The organism is Fluviibacterium sp. S390, from assembly GCF_049800695.1.
Classification (GTDB): domain Bacteria; phylum Pseudomonadota; class Alphaproteobacteria; order Rhodobacterales; family Rhodobacteraceae; genus Meridianimarinicoccus.
Map to the genome: position 1 here is coordinate 83,372 of NZ_JBNAFN010000004.1, position 17,114 is coordinate 100,485.

The following is a 17,114-nucleotide window of genomic DNA, read 5'->3' on the forward strand; positions in this document are numbered from 1 at the left end:
GAACCGGCCTGGCGGCGGTTGCGGTGCAGGGCGGCCTCGGCCAGTCTGCGGTCATGTTGGGATGTTTGGCGCGAAGCGTGCGGTGGTGTCATCTGGTCGGGGTGCTGGTTTTCCTGGCCTGCGGCGCTGCGCGCGCGGAAGAGGTGACGGTCTTTGCCGCCGCCAGCCTGAAGACCGCGCTGGATGAGGTGGCAACCGGGTGGGAGGCCACGACCGGGCATGACCTTAGGGCGGCCTATGCGGGCAGTTCGGGACTGGCCCGCCAGATCGCCCAAGGCGCCCCTGCCGAGGTGTTCCTTTCGGCCAACACCGCCTGGATGGACTGGCTGGAGGCCGAAGGGGCGATTGATCCGGTCAGCCGCCGCGCGTTGCTGGGCAACCGTCTGGTGCTGGTCGGGCCCACCGGGGCGGCACCGCTGGACCTGTCCGGCCTGACCCGGGACCTGGGCGAAGGGCGGCTGGCGATGGCGCTGGTCGACGCCGTGCCGGCCGGTATCTATGGGCGCGCGGCGCTGGAGAACCTGGGCCTGTGGGCAGAACTTCAGTCGCAGGTGGTGGAAGCCGACAACGTGCGCGCCGCATTGGCGCTGGTGGCGCTTGGGGCGGCGCAGATGGGGATTGTCTATGGCACCGATGCGCAGGCCGAACCGCGGGTTGCGGTGCGCGCCGAGTTCGATCCGCGCAGCCATCCCCCGATCCTTTATCCCGCGGCCCTGATGCCCGACGCCTCGGCGGCGGCAGCGGCCTTTCTGACCTATCTGTCGGGACCAGAGGCCAGCGCGGTGTTCGCGCGCCATGGCTTCACGGTGATGCCATGAGCGGAGCCGGGTTTTCCCCCGAGGTCTGGCAGGCCATCACGCTGTCGCTGAAGGTGTCGTTCTGGGCGGTGGCCGCCAGCCTGCCGTTTGGGATCTTTACCGCCTATGCGCTGGCGCGCTGGCGGTTTCCGGGCAAGGGGCTGGTCAACGGGCTGGTGCATCTGCCGCTGATCCTGCCGCCGGTGGTCACCGGTTATCTGCTGCTGCTGACCTTCGGGCCGCAGGGGCCTCTTGGCCGGGGGCTGGCGGTGCTGGGCGTCGAGGTGGCCTTTCGGTGGACCGGTGCGGCCCTGGCCGCTGCGATCATGGCCTTTCCGCTGATGGTGCGCGCCATCCGCCTGGCGATCGAGGCGGTCGATCCGAAGCTGGAAGAGGCCGCTGGCACCCTGGGCGCGCCGCCGCTGTGGGTCTTTGCCACCGTGACCCTGCCGATGGCCGCACCGGGCATCCTGGCCGGTGCGGTTCTGGGCTTTGCCAAGGCCATGGGCGAGTTTGGCGCCACCATCACCTTCGTCTCGTCGATCCCCGGCGAGACCCGCACCGTACCTTCGGCCATCTATGCCTTCCTGCAGGTGCCCGGCGCGCAACCGGCGGTCTTCTGGCTGGTGGCCCTGTCGGTAACGGTGGCCATGGCGGCCCTGCTGGTGTCGGAGCTGGTGGCGGCGCGCATCGCGGCACGGGTGGGTGGGCGATGAGTGTTGCCGTCTCCCTGACCCACACCCTGCCGGGCTTTGCGCTGGACGTGCGCTTCGAGGCGCCTGACGGGGTCACCGCCCTTTTCGGGCGCTCGGGCTCGGGGAAAACCAGCGTGGTCAATGCGATGGCCGGGTTGCTGCGGCCCGACCGGGGGCGCATTTCGGTGGGTGGCGAGGTTCTTTGCGACACCGACACCGGCCTGTGGCTGCCGCCGCATCGTCGCCGCGTCGGCTATGTGTTTCAGGATGCGCGGCTGTTTCCGCATCTGAACGTGCGGGACAACCTGATCTACGGCCAGCGGTTTTCGCGACGCGGGCGGCGCTCGGGGCTCGATCATGTGGTCGGGCTGCTGGGGCTGGAGGCGCTGCTGGCCCGCCGTCCCGGTGCCCTGTCGGGGGGCGAGCGTCAGCGCGTGGCCATCGGCCGGGCGTTGCTGTCGGACCCGCGCCTGTTGTTGCTGGACGAACCTCTGGCCGCGCTGGACGAGGCCCGCAAGGCCGAGATCCTGCCGCATCTGGAACGGCTGCGCGACGACACCCGCATCCCCATCGTCTTTGTCAGCCATTCGGCCTCGGAAGTGGCGCGACTGGCGACCACCGTGGTGGCCATGGACGCGGGCCGGGTGGAGCGCGTCGGTCCGGCCGCCGAGGTGCTTTCGGATCTCTCGGCGGTGCGCACCATCGGCGTGCGCGAGGCCGGCTCGGTCCTGACCGGGCAGGTGGCGGCGCATCATGCAGACGGGTTGAGCGAGGTACGCGTCTCGGCCGGATCGCTGTTCCTACCACGGTTTCAGGCCGCCGTGGGGGCGCAGGTGCGCGTGCGGATCGAGGCACAGGACGTGATCCTTTCCCGTGGGCGGCCCGAGGGGTTGTCGGCGTTGAACATCCTGCCCGGCGAGGTCATCGAGATGCGCGGCGGCACCGGGCCTGGGGTCATGGTGCAGTTGCAGATTGGCAAAGACCGCCTGCTTGCTCGGGTCACGCGGCGGTCGGCCGAGGCGCTGGGGCTGGCGCCGGGGGCGCCCTGTCACGCGGTGGTCAAGTCGGTCTCGGTGGCGCGGCTGGACGTGGGTGTTGTGGACCCGGCCAATCCGGGCAAGGATCAAGACGCGCCCGGTACGGCGGGCCAGGATCAAGATGCGCCCGGCACAGCGGGCGACAACGGGGAGCAAACGCGATGAAGAGCCTTCTGTCGGGAATGGTGATGGCGGCCTTGGCAGGCGCGGCGGGCGCCGAGACGCTGGAAGGCCGGGCGCAGATGCCCTCGGGCGTGAAGGCGCCGGGCGGGGCCAGTTTCGAGGCGGTGCTGGAAGACATCTCGCTGGCCGATGCGCCGGCGGTCGAACTGGGCCGCAGCGCTTTTACGCCGCCGCAATCCTATGGCTGGCCCTTTGCCATCGACTATGACGCCGCCGGTCTGGATCCGCGTCACCGCTACGCTGTACGCGGCCGGGTGACAGGGGCGGCGGGGCAGCTTCTGTATGTCACCGACACGGTGGTGCCGGTACTGGACGACGGCACCGACGCCCCGGTCCTGCAACTGGTGGCCGTGGCCGGCGCTGATCAGCCGGTCATCGGGGCACATGGGCTGCGCCTGCCCGCGACCTTCACCGGCATCCTGCCCTGCGCCGATTGCGACGGCATCGCCCATCATCTGGATCTGTGGCCCGACCAGACCTATCACATGCGCCGGGTGTGGCAGGGCAAGGCGCCCCTGTTGACCCGCGACGAGGTCGGGCAATGGTATGTGGATGCGGCGCGTGGTGCACTGGTGTTGCACGGCGCTGCCGAAATGCCGCTGCAATGGGAGATCCAGGGACCGGATCGCCTGCGCGCGCTGGCCATGCAGGGCAAGGTGATCGACAGCGACCTGCCCTATGAGTTGGAAAGCACCGGCAGCCTGACGAAAACCGATTTGCAACTGCCCCTGCAGGGGCTGGTCACCACTTTGGCCGATGCCGCGCAATTCGAGGTCTGCCTGACCGGCAAGACCTATCCGGTCGAGATGTCCGGCGACTACCCGGCGCTGGAACGCGCCTATGCCGAAGCCCGCCCGGCCCCCGGCGCGCCACTGATGGCCACGGTCATGGGACGGCTGGAACTGCGCCCGGCGATGGAAGGCCCCGACCGGCGCAGCCTGATCGTGGACCGTTTCGTCAGCGTCTGGCCCGAGGGCAGCTGCGACCGGCACCGGGCTCCGGCGGCGCTTGAGAACACCTATTGGCGGATCGCGCGGCTGAACGGCGAAGCCGTCGCGGCACAGCCGGGCGGGCGCGAGCCGCATCTGTTGCTGCGCGGCGGCGCGGACAGCGCCTATCAGGCAACGGTGGGCTGCAACGGAATGGGCGGCAGCTATGCCCGTGACGGCGAGAACGGCCTGCGTTTCGAACGGGGCCTGTCGACCCTGATGGCCTGTCCCCCGCCGCTGGACGGCTGGGAACAGGCGTTCGCCCAGGTTCTGACCGCCACCCGCCATTGGGAAATCGCGGGTCAAAGCCTGATGCTGCTGGACGAAGACGGCGAAGCGCTGGCGGTGCTCGAAGCCGTCTACCTACCCTGAGCCGGCGGCCCCGACCCAGCGTGCCGCCCCGTCGCAAGATTGCGGTGGCACATCGCGGCATTTTCCGGCACCCCTGAGGGGTGCCCGCAGACCGAGGAAGACCCATGAGCGACACCCGCGCCAAACGCCGTTTCCGTTCGCAAGAGTGGTTTGACAATCCCAACAATCCCGGCATGACCGCGCTTTATATCGAGCGCTATCTGAACCAGGAATACACACGCGGCGAATTGCAAGGCGACCGCCCGGTGGTGGGCATTGCCCAGACCGGCAGCGACCTGGCCCCCTGCAACAAGATCCACGTCTTCCTGATGGATCGCATCAAGGCGGGCATCCGCGACGCGGGCGGCATCCCGATGGAATTTCCGGTGCACCCGATCCAGGAAACCGGCAAGCGGCCCACCGCCGCGCTGGATCGCAACCTGGCCTATCTGTCGCTGGTCGAGGTGCTGCACGGCTATCCCATCGACGGGGTGGTGCTGACCACAGGCTGTGACAAGACCACACCGGCGATGCTGATGGGCGCGGCCACGGCGGATCTGCCCGCCATCGCGCTGAACGGCGGGCCGATGCTGGACGGCTGGTGGGACGGCAAGCTGGCCGGGTCCGGCACCATCGTCTGGGAAAGCCGCCGCCTGCTGGCCGAAGGCGCCATCGACTACGAGGAATTCATGAGCCGGGTCTGCGCCTCGGCCCCCTCGCTGGGCCATTGCAACACCATGGGCACCGCCAGCACCATGAACGCCATGGCCGAAGCCCTTGGCATGACCCTGCCCGGCAATGCCGCCATCCCGGCCCCCTTCCGCGAACGCATGGCCATGGCCTATGAAACCGGACGGCGCGCGGTGGAAATGGTGCTGGAGGATCTCAAACCCTCCGACATCCTGACCCGTGAAAGCTTTGAAAACGCCATTCTGGTCAATGCCGCCATCGGCGGTTCCACCAACGCGCCGCCGCATCTTCAGGCCATCGCGCGCCATGCCGGGGTGGAGCTGACCGTGAAGGACTGGGAAACCGTCGGCTTCGACATTCCGCTGCTGGTCAACATGCAGCCCGCCGGCGCCTATCTGGGCGAACGGTTTTACCGCGCCGGCGGGGTGCCGGCGGTGATGGGCGAACTGCTGGCGGCAGGCCGTCTGCACGCAGACGCGCACTCGGCCACCGGCACCACCATGGCCGCGGCCCTGGGCAATGCGCGCAGCACCGACACCGAGGTGATCCGCCCCTACGACACTCCGCTGCGCGGAAACGCGGGCTTCCTTGTCTTGTCGGGCAACCTGTTCGACAGCGCCCTGATGAAGACCAGCGTGATTTCAAAGGACTTCCGCGCGCGCTTCCTGTCCGAACCGGGGCAGGAAAACATCTTCGAGGCCCGCGCCGTGGTCTTCGAAGGCCCCGAGGATTACCACGAACGGATCAACGACCCGGCGCTGGAGATTGACGACCGCACCATCCTGTTCATCCGTGGCGTCGGCTGCGTCGGCTATCCCGGCTCGGCCGAGGTGGTCAACATGCTGCCCCCCGACGCGCTGGTGCGAGCCGGCGTCAACCACCTGCCGACCGTGGGCGACGGCCGGCAATCGGGCACCTCTGAAAGCCCTTCGATCCTGAACGCCAGCCCCGAAAGCGTGGTCGGCGGCGGCCTTGCGCTGCTGCAAACCGGCGACCGGGTGCGGCTGGACCTCAACACCTCCAGCTTGAACGCGCTGGTGTCCGAGGAGGACTGGGCCGCCCGCCGCGCCGCCTGGACGCCGCCCCAACTGCATCACCAGACCCCGTGGCAAGAAATCTACCGTACCCATGTGGGCCAACTGGCCGAGGGCGGCTGCCTGGAACTGGCCACCGCCTATCACAAGGTCGCCCGCGACCTTCCACGCGACAATCACTAGACCAGCCAAGACTTCGGAGACACAGATGACCGGATCCATCCTCATCACCGGCGCGGGCCGGGGCATCGGCAAGGCCTGCGCCACCGCCTTTCTGAACGCAGGCTGGAAGGTGGGCCTCGTGGGCCGCACCGCCGCAGCCCTGGAAGGCGTGGCCGCAGGCCATGACACAGCCCTTGTCCTGCCCTGCGATGTCTCCGACGAAGAGGCCGTTGCGGCTAATTTCGCCCGCGCCCATCAGCACTGGGGCCATCTCGACGCGCTGTTCAACAATGCCGGGGTCTCGATCATCGGCACCAGCTTCGAAGATCTCTCGGTCGCCGACTTCCGCCGCCTGATCGACATCAACCTCACCGGCAGCTTCATCTGTGCCCATGCGGCCTTCCGCCTGATGAAGGACCAGACCCCGCAAGGGGGCCGGATCATCAACAACGGCTCGATCTCGGCGCATGTGCCGCGCTGGGGCTCGGCGCCCTATACCTGCTCGAAACACGCCATCACCGGGCTGACCCGGTCGATCTCGCTCGATGGCCGCCCCTACAACATCGCCTGCGGCCAGATCGACATCGGCAACGCCCGCACCGAGATGATCGCCCCCAAGGCCGGGGCCCTGAAACAGGCTGACGGGCGCACCATGGCCGAACCGCTGATGGATGTGGACAACGTCGCCCGCTCGGTGCTGCACATGGCCAGCCTGCCGCTGGACGCCAACATTCAGTTCATGACCGTCATGGCCACCGCGATGCCCTATATCGGCCGCGGCTGACCCCGGCGCCCGGCTGCGTTCGTGCGTCGACGCGCCCTTCTTCTTGGCAAAAATACTCCCGCCGGAGGCAAGAAATCCCGCCCGCAGGGCAGCTACAGGATCTTGCCGATCCGCGCCAGCGCCTCGGTGATCTGCTCCAGGCTCGCGGCATAGGAAAACCGCACGAACCCCTCTCCGAACTTGCCGAAGCTGGTGCCCGACACCGTCGCCACCCCGGCTTCGGTCAGGAACCGGTCCTGCGCCTCGCGCGCCGTCAGGCCGGTGCCTTCGATGTTGGGAAATGCATAGAACGCGCCGCCCGCATCGGCGCAGCGCACGCCGGGCAGCGCGTTCAGCCCGGCCACGATCCCCTGCCGCCGCTCGTCGAATTTCGCCACCATGTCGCGCACCGCATCCTGCGGTCCGGTCAGCGCCGCAAGCCCCGCGTATTGCGCCGCGGCATTGACGCAGGAATGGTCGTTGATGCACAGCCGTGTCACCGCGTCGACCATCGCCTTCGGCCAGACCGCGAAGCCCAGCCGCCAGCCGGTCATCGCATAGGTCTTGGACCAGCCGTCCAGCAGGATCAGCCGGTCGCGGATCTCGGGATAGCTCAGCAGGCTCACATGCGACCGGCCGCCGTACAGCATCTGGGAATAGATCTCGTCCGACATCAGCACCACGTCCGGCCAGTCCGCCAGCCCGGCGACCAGCTTGTCGATCTCGGCCTTGGGCGTCACCCCGCCGGTGGGGTTGGCGGGCGAGTTGATGATGATCAGCCGCGTTGCCGGGGTGATCTGCGCCAGCACATCTTCAGCGGAAAACGCGAAACCCTGCGACTCCTCCAGCGCGATCGGCACCGGCGTCGCGCCGGAATAGCGGATGACGCTTTCATAGATCGGAAAGCCCGGGTTGGGATACATGATCTCGACACCGGGCTCGCCCAGCAGCATCACCGCGAAGAACATGGTGGGTTTGCCGCCGGGCACCACCACCACGCAATCGGGGTCGACCTCGGCCCCATGTCGACGGTGCAGATCGGCGGCCACCGCCTCGCGCAGCACCGGCAGGCCGTTGGCCGGCGTATAGCCATGATGACCGTCGCGCAGCGCCTTGATGCCGGCCTCGACGATATGCTCGGGCGTGCGGAAATCCGGCTGGCCGATGCCGAGGTTGATGATGTCGCGCCCCTCGGCGGCCAGCTTGTTGGCCCGCGCCAGAACCTCGAAGGCCGACTCGGTGCCCAGCCGCGCCGCACTTTGTGCCAGTTTGATCATCATGCTCCCCTGTTTCCTGCCTTGCGTTTGCGCCACCAATGCCCCCTTCTGGATCAAAGGAAAAGGGGGAGATTGACCATGGCCACCATCGGCTTTCTGGGCACCGGGGAGATTGCCGCCTGCATGGTGCGCGCGCTGGCCGGCCAGGGCCATCGCCTCCGGGTCAGCGATCGCAACGCCGATGTTGCGGCGGAACTGGCCGCCCTGCCCGAAGTCTCGGTGCATCCCAATGACGAGGTCGTCGCCCAAAGCGAGGTGGTGATCCTGTGCCTGATGGCCAGGGTGGCGCGGCAGGTGCTGGCGGAGCTGCCGTGGCGCGCGGACCAGTCGGTGATCTCGGTCATGGTGGATGTGCCGCTGGCCGATCTGCACCGGCTGTGTGCGCCGGTCCCCGACATCGCCCTGACCATCCCGATGCCCTTCATCGAACAGGGCGGCTGTCCGTTGCCGGTGTATCCCGAAAGCGCGGCACTGCGTCAGATCTTCGGCCCGCGCAACCTGATCCTGCCGGTGGACAGCGAAACAGCGCTGAACGCCCATTTCGCCGCCAGCGCGCTCAGCGCCCCGCTGCTGGAACTCCTCGCCCTCGGGTCGGCCTGGCTGGCCGAGGAAACCGGCGATCCTGCCGGGGCCGAAGCCTATGTGGCCGCCCTGTTCAAGGGCTACATGTCGCCCGACGGATCGGGTCATCATTTCCTGGGCCTGCTGGAAAGCCTGGCCACCGAGGGCGGGTTGAACGCCACCCTGCGGGCGCGGATGGCGCAGGCCGGGGTGCCCGAAACCCTGATCGACGCCATGGACGGGCTGCGGCCCCGGCTGGGTCTGACCTCCCGCTAGGCGGGGCCTAGGGCAGCATCATGCCGCGCAGGGCGAAGAAGAACAGCCCGGCCAGGAAGGCCGCCACCGGCACGGTGATGATCCACGCCGACACGATCTTCAGCAGCGACGAGCGTTTGACCAGTTGCCGCTTCAGCGCCTGACGCAACTCCTTGCGCTGCGCCTTGGTGATGACGGCCTCGGCACCCATCTGCTTCAACCGGTCCAGCATGTCGGATTTGGCTTCCGGCGGCAAATTCTCGAAGTCGCGCAGAACCCGCTCGACCTCTTCGAAATTCTGGTCGCCGCGGTGCTGGGCCAAGACGTTTTCGACCACGCTGTGCATCCGCTTTTCCAGGAATTCGCGCAGGAACCCGACGCCGAACACCGCCCCCAGGGCCACATGGGTCGACGAGATCGGCATCCCCAGCTGGCTGGCGATGATGACGGTGATGGCGGCTGACAGGGCGATGCAGAAGGCGCGCGAGCGGTCCAACTCGGTGATTTCGGACCCCACCGTGCGGATCAGCTTGGGGCCGAACAGGGCCAGCCCGACCGAGATCCCCAGCGCGCCGATGCCCATGACCCACAGCGGAATGGAGACGCTGCCGCCGCCCTCGACATCGCCCTCGGTCAGAACATCCACGATCCCGGCCAGCGGACCCACCGCGTTGGCCACGTCATTGGCGCCATGGGCAAAGCTCAGCAGCGCCGCGGCGAAGATCAGCGGCAGCGTGAACAGCCGGTTCACGCCAGCACGGTCGCTGGTCAGATGTGGCGCCGCGCGCCGGATGATCGGCGTCACGATCACCCACGTCAGCAGTGCCGCCACCAGCCCCAGCATGACCGCCACCGGGAAAGAAATCGACACGATCCTGGAGATGCCCTTCAGGCACAGGTAGGTGGTGAAGGCCCAGGCCATGATGGCGATCATCACCGGCACCACGGATTTCGCCGCCTCCAGGGGATCCTTCTTGTAGAACACCAGTCGCTTGAGGGAGTAGAGCGTCAGCGCCGCGACGATGCCGCCGGTTACCGGCGAGATCACCCAGCTCAGCGCGATCTTGCCCATGGAATCCCAGTTGACGATGTCCCAGCCCGCCGCGGCAATCCCCGCGCCCATGACGCCGCCGACGATGGAATGCGTGGTCGAGACCGGGGCACCCAGCCAGGTGGCGAGGTTCAGCCAGATCGCCGCGCCCAGAAGCGCCCCCATCATCACCCAGACAAACGTGATGGAATCTGGGATGTCTTCGGGGTCGATGATGCCCTTCTTGACCGTCTTGACCACGTCGCCGCCGGCGATGATGGCGCCTGCGGCCTCGAACACCGCCGCAATGACGATGGCGCCGGTCAGGGTCAGGGCGAAGGAGCCGACCGCCGGACCGACGTTGTTGGCCACGTCGTTGGCGCCGATGTTCAGCGCCATATAGGCCCCGATCACCGCCGCGGCGACCAGCAGGTAGGATTGCTCCACATGGGCGAACTTGGTGCCGGCATAGATCATCACGGCCACGATGAAGAGGATCGCCGTGCCCAGTCGCCCCACTTCGGACCGGCTCAGATCCGCCGCGCTTTCTATCTTTAGATAGTCTCTGACCTTCACTGCCCACACCCCCGTCAGCGCCATCGCTCCGGCAGACCCTGGCAGGGCATCTGGACCGGAATCGACTCAATGCGGCGCGACCTTACGCAGACCGCTCACAAAATGGATTTGAGATGTGTCATGGCGGGCCGCGCGCGATGCCGGTTGTATCAATTATACGACACATTTGTGTCGCATTCCGGAAGTTAAGAGAGTCTTCAGAACAAGTCCCGCGGGTGCGGCTACATCTCCAGCCGCCAGAACCGGAACCGCGACTGACCGGTCACCTCGCGCACCAGTCCCAGATCCTCGAACCGCAGCATGTTGCGCTGCACCGCGGCGCGCGACGCGCCGGTTTCGCTTTCCAGCATTGGCGCCGAGACCAGCGGCCAGGCCATCAGCGCGTTGACCAGCTGTTTCGGGGTGCGGCCCGACATGCCGGCGGTGCGTTCGACAGCCAGCGCCTGCCAGCGGCTCAGCCGGTCGGCCTCCATCAACCCGCGCAGGGCGGCCTGTTCGATGCCGCGCAACCAGGCCGCCAGACGGTCGCGGGCATCGCCAACCCCGGTCAGGGCGCTGCCGCTGCCCATGGCCAGCGGCACGAATCCCAGCCCCCCCGCGCGCAGCACCTGCCCGCCCAGCCGCGCCGCCATCACCGCGCCTTCCAGTTGCGCATTTTCCCCTGACAGCCCGCGCCGCCGCCAGCCGTGCCAGGCCAGGGCCGCACGGGTCAGGGGATGCAGACCCTTGCCGCTGTCGACCTCGGTGCGCCAATCCTGCGCCAGTGCGTCGAATTCAGACCCCATGGGCCGCACGCTCAGATCGATGTCCAGACTGTCATCGCGCCGGGCGCGGCCCAGAAACCCGGGCAGATCCTCAAGATCGGCCTGCAGGTCGCCACCGCGATCCAGCCGCCGCACGGCCCAGGCGGCGCGGGCCAGAACCGAGGCATCCTCGCCCACCGCGGCCAGCCGCAGCACCAGATAAAGCGCCAGCCGGTCCACCGTCACCCGGTCTCCCAGATGCCAGCACAGTTCGGCCACTTCCGAACAGATCAGCCGTTGCCGCAACCCGCCGGGGCCGATCCGCACCCGTTCGTCCAGCGCGCCCAGGGCCAGGGCCGCCCGCGCCAGGGGGTCCGACAGATCCGCCTGCGCCTGCGCCCAGGATCCGGCGCGCAGGTCGGGGCCGGTCTGTCGCGGCGCGGCCCAGGGCATGTCGGCGGGATCTTCGTCCAGTGGCGCCGGCATGAACCACAGGTCTTCCTCCTCCGGTCCGCCCTCGTCATAGGGGCTGGTGGGGGTCAGATCGTCCGGGATCGGCGCGTCAGGATCGGGGGGCAAGGCCATGCCCTCACCTTACGACGCGGGCAGCGGAGTTCAACGCTTGCCGCGCATCGTCCCGCCAATGCGCCGGAACCAGCCCAGCGGCCACAGCAGCGCCAGCGCGCCGCCCAGCCCCAGAAGCGTCGGCGGCAGCGGCACCGGGGCGGTGATGCCCAGCCGTTGCTGCGCCACCGCCGTGCCCAGGACGGTCTGCACCACCGCGGTTCCCCCCGACAGCCCGTTGTAGCGGTTCAGCGCGAAACCGGTCACGCCCTGCGTCACCGGCAGGTTGGGCAGACCGGTCGCCGTGCCGAAATCATCATAGCGCACGCCGGTATAAGAGATCGTGGCACCGATGCCCGCCAGCAGGGCGTTATAGCCGGTCAGCACCGTCGCATTGGAAGCCTCGGCCACCACGATCACATTGCCGGTGTCGAACAGGAAATCCCGGATCGCCTCCTGCTCGGGCAACGCATAGACCAGCGCCCCGTTGTAAAAGGCGGTCAGGATCAGCAGATCGACGCCCGACAGCCGGGCCGAGGTCACCGGTCCCGCCACCACCGTCGCGGTCTGGCCCGGCTGGGCGTTGATGTGGTCCTGCAAGCGGCCCAGTTGCGCCCGCTCGCGGGCGATCACCACCGTGTTGCCGCGCCCGAGCAGATTGTCGAACATCGGCTGGTTGGCCTCGACCCCGGCATTCACATCGCCCATGACGGTCAGGGTTCCGGCCCGGGCGGACTGACCGCCCACTGTCAGGGCCAGCAGCCCCGCCGCCAGGGATGAAAGGATCCGGCCCCCGGCCGGGCGAAGAAACTGTGGCACGATTTACGCTCCCATCTGCGGTTCGGTCGGGAACCTCGATAGGACAGGCGGTCTTGCAACAGGGTTAATCCTCGGCCCCAAAGCCTGCAAAAAAAACCGCGGGGGGTCGCCCCCCGCGGTCGGAAAGGTCCGTCGATCAGACCAGCACGCTCACCGAGTCGCCGCCATTGTAGAGCGTCAGGGCATAGCCGCTGCCCGCCGCGCTGACGTCGATCCAGTCTTCGATGTCCAGCGCCAGAAGCTCGGCGTCGGAGGTCGCGAAAACCTTGGTCGGGCCATAGAAGTTGAACTGCAACCGGTCGGCCTGGCTGAAGTCCAGATCGGTGATCACATGGGAATCGCCGTCCTGCATCCGCCGGGCGTCGAAGATGAAGGTATCGGCGCCCGCGTTGCCGGTCGCGGTGTCCTGTCCGAACCGCAGGCGCACGGTGTCATCGCCTGCCCCGCCCTGCAGGGTGTCGTCCTGCCGCCAACCCGCCAGGTTCAGCGGCGCGGTATTGGCAATGGTCAGCCGCGCCACCAGCGGATCATGGTCCGAAGCCCGTGACGCGGTTTCGGCGAACTCCGAATTCACATGCACCGCATCGAACTCGGCCCCGCCATGCAGCCCGCCACTGACCAGAATGTGGTCCAGCGACTGGCTGTTGCCCTGGAAGCCATAGCTGTAGCGTTCGACCTCGGGCAGGGTTTCGGTCAGGTTGTACAGCACCTGTTCGGGCACAGTGATCGGATCCTTGGTGGGATCGCCCGCATCCAGCGTCTGGCTGCCTTCGATGATCCTCAGCGGCGACACGAACTCGAACTCGTTCATGTCGCCCAGAACCACCACATGGGCCCCCGGATCGCCCGCCAGCACGGTATCGACGAAGTCATTGACCTCTTGCGCCTGCGCCCGGCGTTCATCCAGCGAGCCGTTGACGGTGATGTCCTCCTGCCGCGCCCCGAAGTCCTGCGAGGTGCCCATGATCGGGGCCGAGCCGCCCTTGGACGACAGGTGGTTGTTCACCACGGTCACGGTTTCGCCGTTGAAGGTGAAATCCGCCGCCAGCGGCAGGCGCGCGCCGTCAAAGGTCTGCCCCGGCGCCTGACTGCCCACGGCCTGCACCGAACCCGCCACCAGATCAACCCGCGCGTCGTTGTACAGGAACGCGGTGCGGATGTTGCCACCGGGGAAGCCCCCAGACTGATCCTCGCCGATAAACGTGTTGTCGATGAAGCTGTAGGTCGGCCCGCCCGCCGCGGTGATCGCATCCACCAGCATCTGCAAGGTCACATCAGCCGAGGTCACCCCGGTGCCGGTGCCACCCAGCGTGCCGTTGTTGTCCTGCACCTCTTGCAGGCCGATGATGTCGGGTGCGGCCATGTTGGCGACGATCTGCGCCGCGATGGCGTCGAAGCGCCCGTCGGCCACATCGGCGTCGCTATCGGTGTCCTCGGGATCGAGGTTCAGCACGTTGTAGCTGGCCACCGTCAACTGGGTTTCCGATCCAGTCAGCGTCGTGGTCTCGGCGGTCAGCCCCGAGGCGGTGATCTGCGGGGTGAAATCGGCGGTCGGGTAGATCTCGAAATTGCCGAAACCATAGCCCATGACCCCGGTCACATCGCCCAGCAGCGCGCCGGTGTCGACCTGCGGGAAGGCGAAATTGAGGATGCCGCTGTCGGCGTTGATCTGGATCTTCTCGGGGTTGAAGTCATCGGCGGCGATGTTCAGCGTGTCGCGGGCGCTCAGCCCGGTGGCGCCAGCCCCCTGATCGACCACGGCGAAGATCTCTCCGAAGCGGTTGGTGCCGCTGACCGCCAGCAGATCCTGCGCGGTGACCAGCATCCCTTCAAGGCTTTCGAAGAAGTCGATGCCGTCCAGATCGGGATCGAAGCTGGTGAAGGCATCGTCGTCGATGCTGCCGGTGACCGGCACCCGTCCGCCTTGCCCGATCACCGTGGCCGCGGGCAGCCCGTTGCCGCTGCTTTGCAGGGTGATCGACGGGCTGGACAGTTGCGTCGTGGACAGGTTGCCCGAACTGCTGCCGCCCGGCGTGAATTCCGACACCGTGCCCGAGACGTTCAACTCATCGCCGACCGAGACCCCCGGCGCGCTGCCGGTAAAGACGAACAGCGCGTCCGAGGTGGCCACATCGCCATCGCCCGCCGCGTCCTGCAGGTAGAAGCCGTTGGTGTCCACCGTCGTCACGATGCCCGAGGTCATCACCGCAGTTCCCAGGATGGGAGACGTATGGGCCTTGCCCTGGATGTCATAGATCGCGGTCAGGGTCGGGCCGGTGCCGCCGCCGCCGGTAAAGCTGGGGTTGACCGCGCCGAAGCTGTTGACGGCCGAGGTCGGATCGCTGTCAAAGTCGGACCCGGACAGAACCGTGCCATCCAGCGCGATCACATTGCCGCCATCAGGGTCGTTCAGCGCGTACCAGTCATCGGTGGTGCCATCGCGGAAGATCAGCTTGGGCTCATCGCCGGTATAGGTAAAATCCGCCCCGCCCAGGGCCGCGCCCTGCACGAAGGCCTCGTCGGCGGCACTGTCGGGCATACCGATGGCGTCCAGCACATTGCCGAAGATCGACGCATTGGCCCCGGTATAGCTGTCCCCGGCATTGGCCGTGGCGGTGGCGTCGGTCAGCACCAGCGTGAAGCTGGGGTTTTCCAGATCGGGAATGCTGACGGTCAGCAGCCCGTTGCCGTCGAAGGTGCCGGAAATGGCGGCCTTGCGGTCGACCGATTGCGGCAGGCCGAAATCGGCTTCGATCGAATACAGGAACCCCGAGAAACTGGTGCCCGCCACCCCCTTGATTTCGACCGACACGGTGGCCGGGTCGCTGCCGAAAGGATTGGGCTCGATCTCGTTGATGATGGCGATACCGCCGGTGCCCTGCGTCGGGTTGGGCGCGCCGAAGGTGGTGCCGACCAGCGGGCTGACGTCGAACAGGCTGGGATCGACCGAGTTGCCGTCAATGTCGATAACTTCGCCGAAATCCGGGTCGTTGACCGCGAACCACGCGCGCGACACGCCATCGCGGAAGATCAGCTTCGGCTCATCGCCGGTATAGGCGAAATCCGCCCCGCCCAGGGCTGCGCCCTGCACGAAGGCTTCGTCGGCGGTGCTGTCGGGCATGCCGATGGCGTCCAGCACATTGCCAAAGATCGACGCATTGGCACCGGTATAGGTGTCCCCGACATTGGCCGTTGCGGTGGCGTCGCTCAGCACCAGCGTGAAGCTGGGGTTTTCCAGATCGGGGATGCTGACGCTCAACAGGCCGTTCACATCGAAGGTGCCGGAAATGGCGGCCTTGCGGTCGACCGATTGCGGCAGGCCGAAATCGGCTTCGATCGAATACAGGAAGCCGGAAAAACTGCTGCCCGGTGTGCCCAGGATCTCGACCATCACATTGGCCGGATCGGAGCCAAAGGGGTTGGGCTCAATTTCGTTGATCAGAACGGTGGACATCGTGAATCTCCTCAAGGGCAATGAAGCTGCCGGTGACATTCAATTAGTGCTGTGCCGCCATTATGAACGCAATTTTAATCTTCTGTGAAGAACATGCGTGATATTTTCCACGCAGGAAACCCGTACGGCAAAACCGCGATCAGCGGCGATAGGTGCCCACGGGCAATCCCTTGACCGGAACATCCACCGCGAACAGCCCGCCGGCCTCGGGGGTCTTGTCCAGATCGTCCGGGTTCATCCCGGATCGGGCGGTGGTGATGAACAGCCGCTGCATCTTCATGCCCCCAAGGGCGCAGCAGGTCACATTCGGCACCGGCAGCCGCACGGTCAGGTCACGGCGTCCGTCGGGCAGCCAGCGTTGCACCACACCGCCGCCGAAACAGGCGGTCCACAGGGCCCCTTCCGCATCCACGCAGGCGCCATCGGGCGCGCCCTCATCCGGCTCCAGCGTCGCGAAGATCCGGGCATCGCGTGGCATTCCGGTCACCGTGTCATAGTCATAGGCCAGAATGTCGGGGCCGCGGCTGTCGGCGAAATACATCCGCGTGCCATCGGGCGAAAAGGCGGTGGCACTGGCGCAGCCGACCTCGGTCAGGATCGGGCGCACCCGGCCCCGGCTGATCGACCAGACCGGGGTGACGGGCTCCAGTCCCGCTGTATGGATGCCGCCGATGATGAAACGGCCCTGCCGATCCAGCGCGCCATTGTTCATCCGTGTGTCGGGATTGCCGGACATGTAAGTTTCGATCACCCGGCGCACGCCGGTGCGCGGATCCAGCCAGCACAGCGCATCGGCAAAACCGGCCAGCATGTTGCCATCGGGGGTGAAGGCGAAATCGCACAAGGGGGCGTCCAGCGCCACCTGCCGCACCGACTCGCCGGTTTCGGTGGCCGACCACAGGATGTTGCCGTCGATATCGGTCCAATACACGCGGCGGGTCTGGCGATGCCATTGCACGCCCTCGCCCAGACCGGCCTTGCAGTCCACCAGAAGGCGCGCTTGCAGCGGCGCGCTCACGCCGGCCGTCCCCCGGAATGCGGTGATCCCAGGGCAGACGCCCGCGAAGTCATGATCTGCTGTCTGGCCAATCCGTTGTTCCGCGCTGTTTCCTGTGAATCAAGAATAGCCTCCTG

The 17,114-nt window shown here is 67.1% G+C and carries 13 protein-coding genes; 7 read left to right on the top strand and 6 right to left on the bottom strand.

Annotated elements, in window-relative coordinates; all coding sequences use genetic code 11:
- Positions 1-53 precede the first annotated feature (53 nt).
- The 6 genes from modA to ACP15K_RS04750 all read left to right on the top strand — a co-directional run bounded on the left by modA (position 54) and on the right by ACP15K_RS04750 (position 6,722).
- The gene (gene modA, locus ACP15K_RS04725) at positions 54-818 is read left to right on the top strand and encodes a molybdate ABC transporter substrate-binding protein (RefSeq protein ID WP_193141476.1); all 765 of its coding nucleotides are present in this window, start codon (positions 54-56) and stop codon (positions 816-818) included.
- Entirely contained in the window at positions 815-1,513 is a 699-nt protein-coding gene (modB, locus tag ACP15K_RS04730) for a molybdate ABC transporter permease subunit (RefSeq protein WP_424989943.1), read from the top strand. The genes modA and modB overlap by 4 nt, the downstream gene beginning before the upstream one ends.
- Entirely contained in the window at positions 1,510-2,694 is a 1,185-nt protein-coding gene (modC, locus tag ACP15K_RS04735) for a molybdenum ABC transporter ATP-binding protein (protein ID WP_424989944.1), read from the top strand. Before modB ends, modC begins: the two co-directional genes overlap by 4 nt.
- Positions 2,691-4,073 carry an META domain-containing protein gene (locus ACP15K_RS04740; RefSeq protein ID WP_424989945.1) on the top strand — a complete coding sequence of 461 codons (1,383 nt, stop codon included), beginning with the start codon at positions 2,691-2,693 and terminating at the stop codon, positions 4,071-4,073. The genes modC and ACP15K_RS04740 overlap by 4 nt, the downstream gene beginning before the upstream one ends.
- 104 nt (positions 4,074-4,177) lie before the next feature.
- Positions 4,178-5,959: an IlvD/Edd family dehydratase gene (locus tag ACP15K_RS04745; RefSeq protein ID WP_424989946.1), complete on the top strand. Its 1,782-nt coding sequence runs from the start codon at positions 4,178-4,180 to the stop codon at positions 5,957-5,959.
- Between the two features lie 25 nt (positions 5,960-5,984).
- Entirely contained in the window at positions 5,985-6,722 is a 738-nt protein-coding gene (locus ACP15K_RS04750) for an SDR family oxidoreductase (protein ID WP_424989947.1), read from the top strand.
- 92 nt (positions 6,723-6,814) lie between these two features.
- On the opposite strand, the gene ACP15K_RS04755 is transcribed toward ACP15K_RS04750, so the two are convergent.
- Positions 6,815-7,978 (bottom strand): pyridoxal phosphate-dependent aminotransferase, encoded by a 1,164-nt coding sequence (locus ACP15K_RS04755; protein ID WP_424989948.1) that lies wholly within the window; start codon positions 7,976-7,978, stop codon positions 6,815-6,817.
- A 78-nt stretch (positions 7,979-8,056) separates the two neighbouring features.
- On the opposite strand from ACP15K_RS04755, the gene ACP15K_RS04760 reads away from it, so the two are divergent.
- Positions 8,057-8,815: an NAD(P)-binding domain-containing protein gene (locus tag ACP15K_RS04760; RefSeq protein ID WP_424989949.1), complete on the top strand. Its 759-nt coding sequence runs from the start codon at positions 8,057-8,059 to the stop codon at positions 8,813-8,815.
- Between the two features lie 7 nt (positions 8,816-8,822).
- Here ACP15K_RS04760 and ACP15K_RS04765 read toward each other — a convergent pair whose 3' ends face one another.
- The 5 genes from ACP15K_RS04765 to ACP15K_RS04785 all read right to left on the bottom strand — a co-directional run bounded on the left by ACP15K_RS04765 (position 8,823) and on the right by ACP15K_RS04785 (position 16,998).
- Positions 8,823-10,400 (bottom strand): inorganic phosphate transporter, encoded by a 1,578-nt coding sequence (locus ACP15K_RS04765; RefSeq protein WP_319022460.1) that lies wholly within the window; start codon positions 10,398-10,400, stop codon positions 8,823-8,825.
- Positions 10,401-10,621: 221 nt separating this feature from the next.
- A complete protein-coding gene (locus ACP15K_RS04770) occupies positions 10,622-11,728 on the bottom strand; it encodes a helix-turn-helix domain-containing protein (protein ID WP_424989950.1) in 1,107 nt (368 codons plus the stop codon).
- A 30-nt stretch (positions 11,729-11,758) separates the two neighbouring features.
- Complete coding sequence (locus tag ACP15K_RS04775) at positions 11,759-12,526, bottom strand: hypothetical protein (RefSeq protein WP_424989951.1); 768 nt, start codon at positions 12,524-12,526, stop codon at positions 11,759-11,761.
- Positions 12,527-12,662: 136 nt separating this feature from the next.
- Positions 12,663-15,980, bottom strand: a complete 3,318-nt coding sequence (locus tag ACP15K_RS04780; protein ID WP_424989952.1) for an endonuclease/exonuclease/phosphatase family protein — start codon at positions 15,978-15,980, stop codon at positions 12,663-12,665.
- Positions 15,981-16,119: 139 nt separating this feature from the next.
- Entirely contained in the window at positions 16,120-16,998 is an 879-nt protein-coding gene (locus ACP15K_RS04785) for an SMP-30/gluconolactonase/LRE family protein (protein WP_193141464.1), read from the bottom strand.
- Between the last annotated feature and the right edge of the window lie 116 nt (positions 16,999-17,114).

Coding starts and splice junctions, on each gene's coding strand:
- ACP15K_RS04755 (WP_424989948.1), bottom strand. CDS start 7,978: ATGATCAAACTGGCACAAAGTGCGGCGCGGCTGGGCACCGAGTCGGCC.
- ACP15K_RS04780 (WP_424989952.1), bottom strand. CDS start 15,980: ATGTCCACCGTTCTGATCAACGAAATTGAGCCCAACCCCTTTGGCTCC.
- modA (WP_193141476.1), top strand. CDS start 54: ATGTTGGGATGTTTGGCGCGAAGCGTGCGGTGGTGTCATCTGGTCGGG.
- modC (WP_424989944.1), top strand. CDS start 1,510: ATGAGTGTTGCCGTCTCCCTGACCCACACCCTGCCGGGCTTTGCGCTG.
- modB (WP_424989943.1), top strand. CDS start 815: ATGAGCGGAGCCGGGTTTTCCCCCGAGGTCTGGCAGGCCATCACGCTG.
- ACP15K_RS04770 (WP_424989950.1), bottom strand. CDS start 11,728: ATGGCCTTGCCCCCCGATCCTGACGCGCCGATCCCGGACGATCTGACC.
- ACP15K_RS04750 (WP_424989947.1), top strand. CDS start 5,985: ATGACCGGATCCATCCTCATCACCGGCGCGGGCCGGGGCATCGGCAAG.
- ACP15K_RS04760 (WP_424989949.1), top strand. CDS start 8,057: ATGGCCACCATCGGCTTTCTGGGCACCGGGGAGATTGCCGCCTGCATG.
- ACP15K_RS04745 (WP_424989946.1), top strand. CDS start 4,178: ATGAGCGACACCCGCGCCAAACGCCGTTTCCGTTCGCAAGAGTGGTTT.
- ACP15K_RS04740 (WP_424989945.1), top strand. CDS start 2,691: ATGAAGAGCCTTCTGTCGGGAATGGTGATGGCGGCCTTGGCAGGCGCG.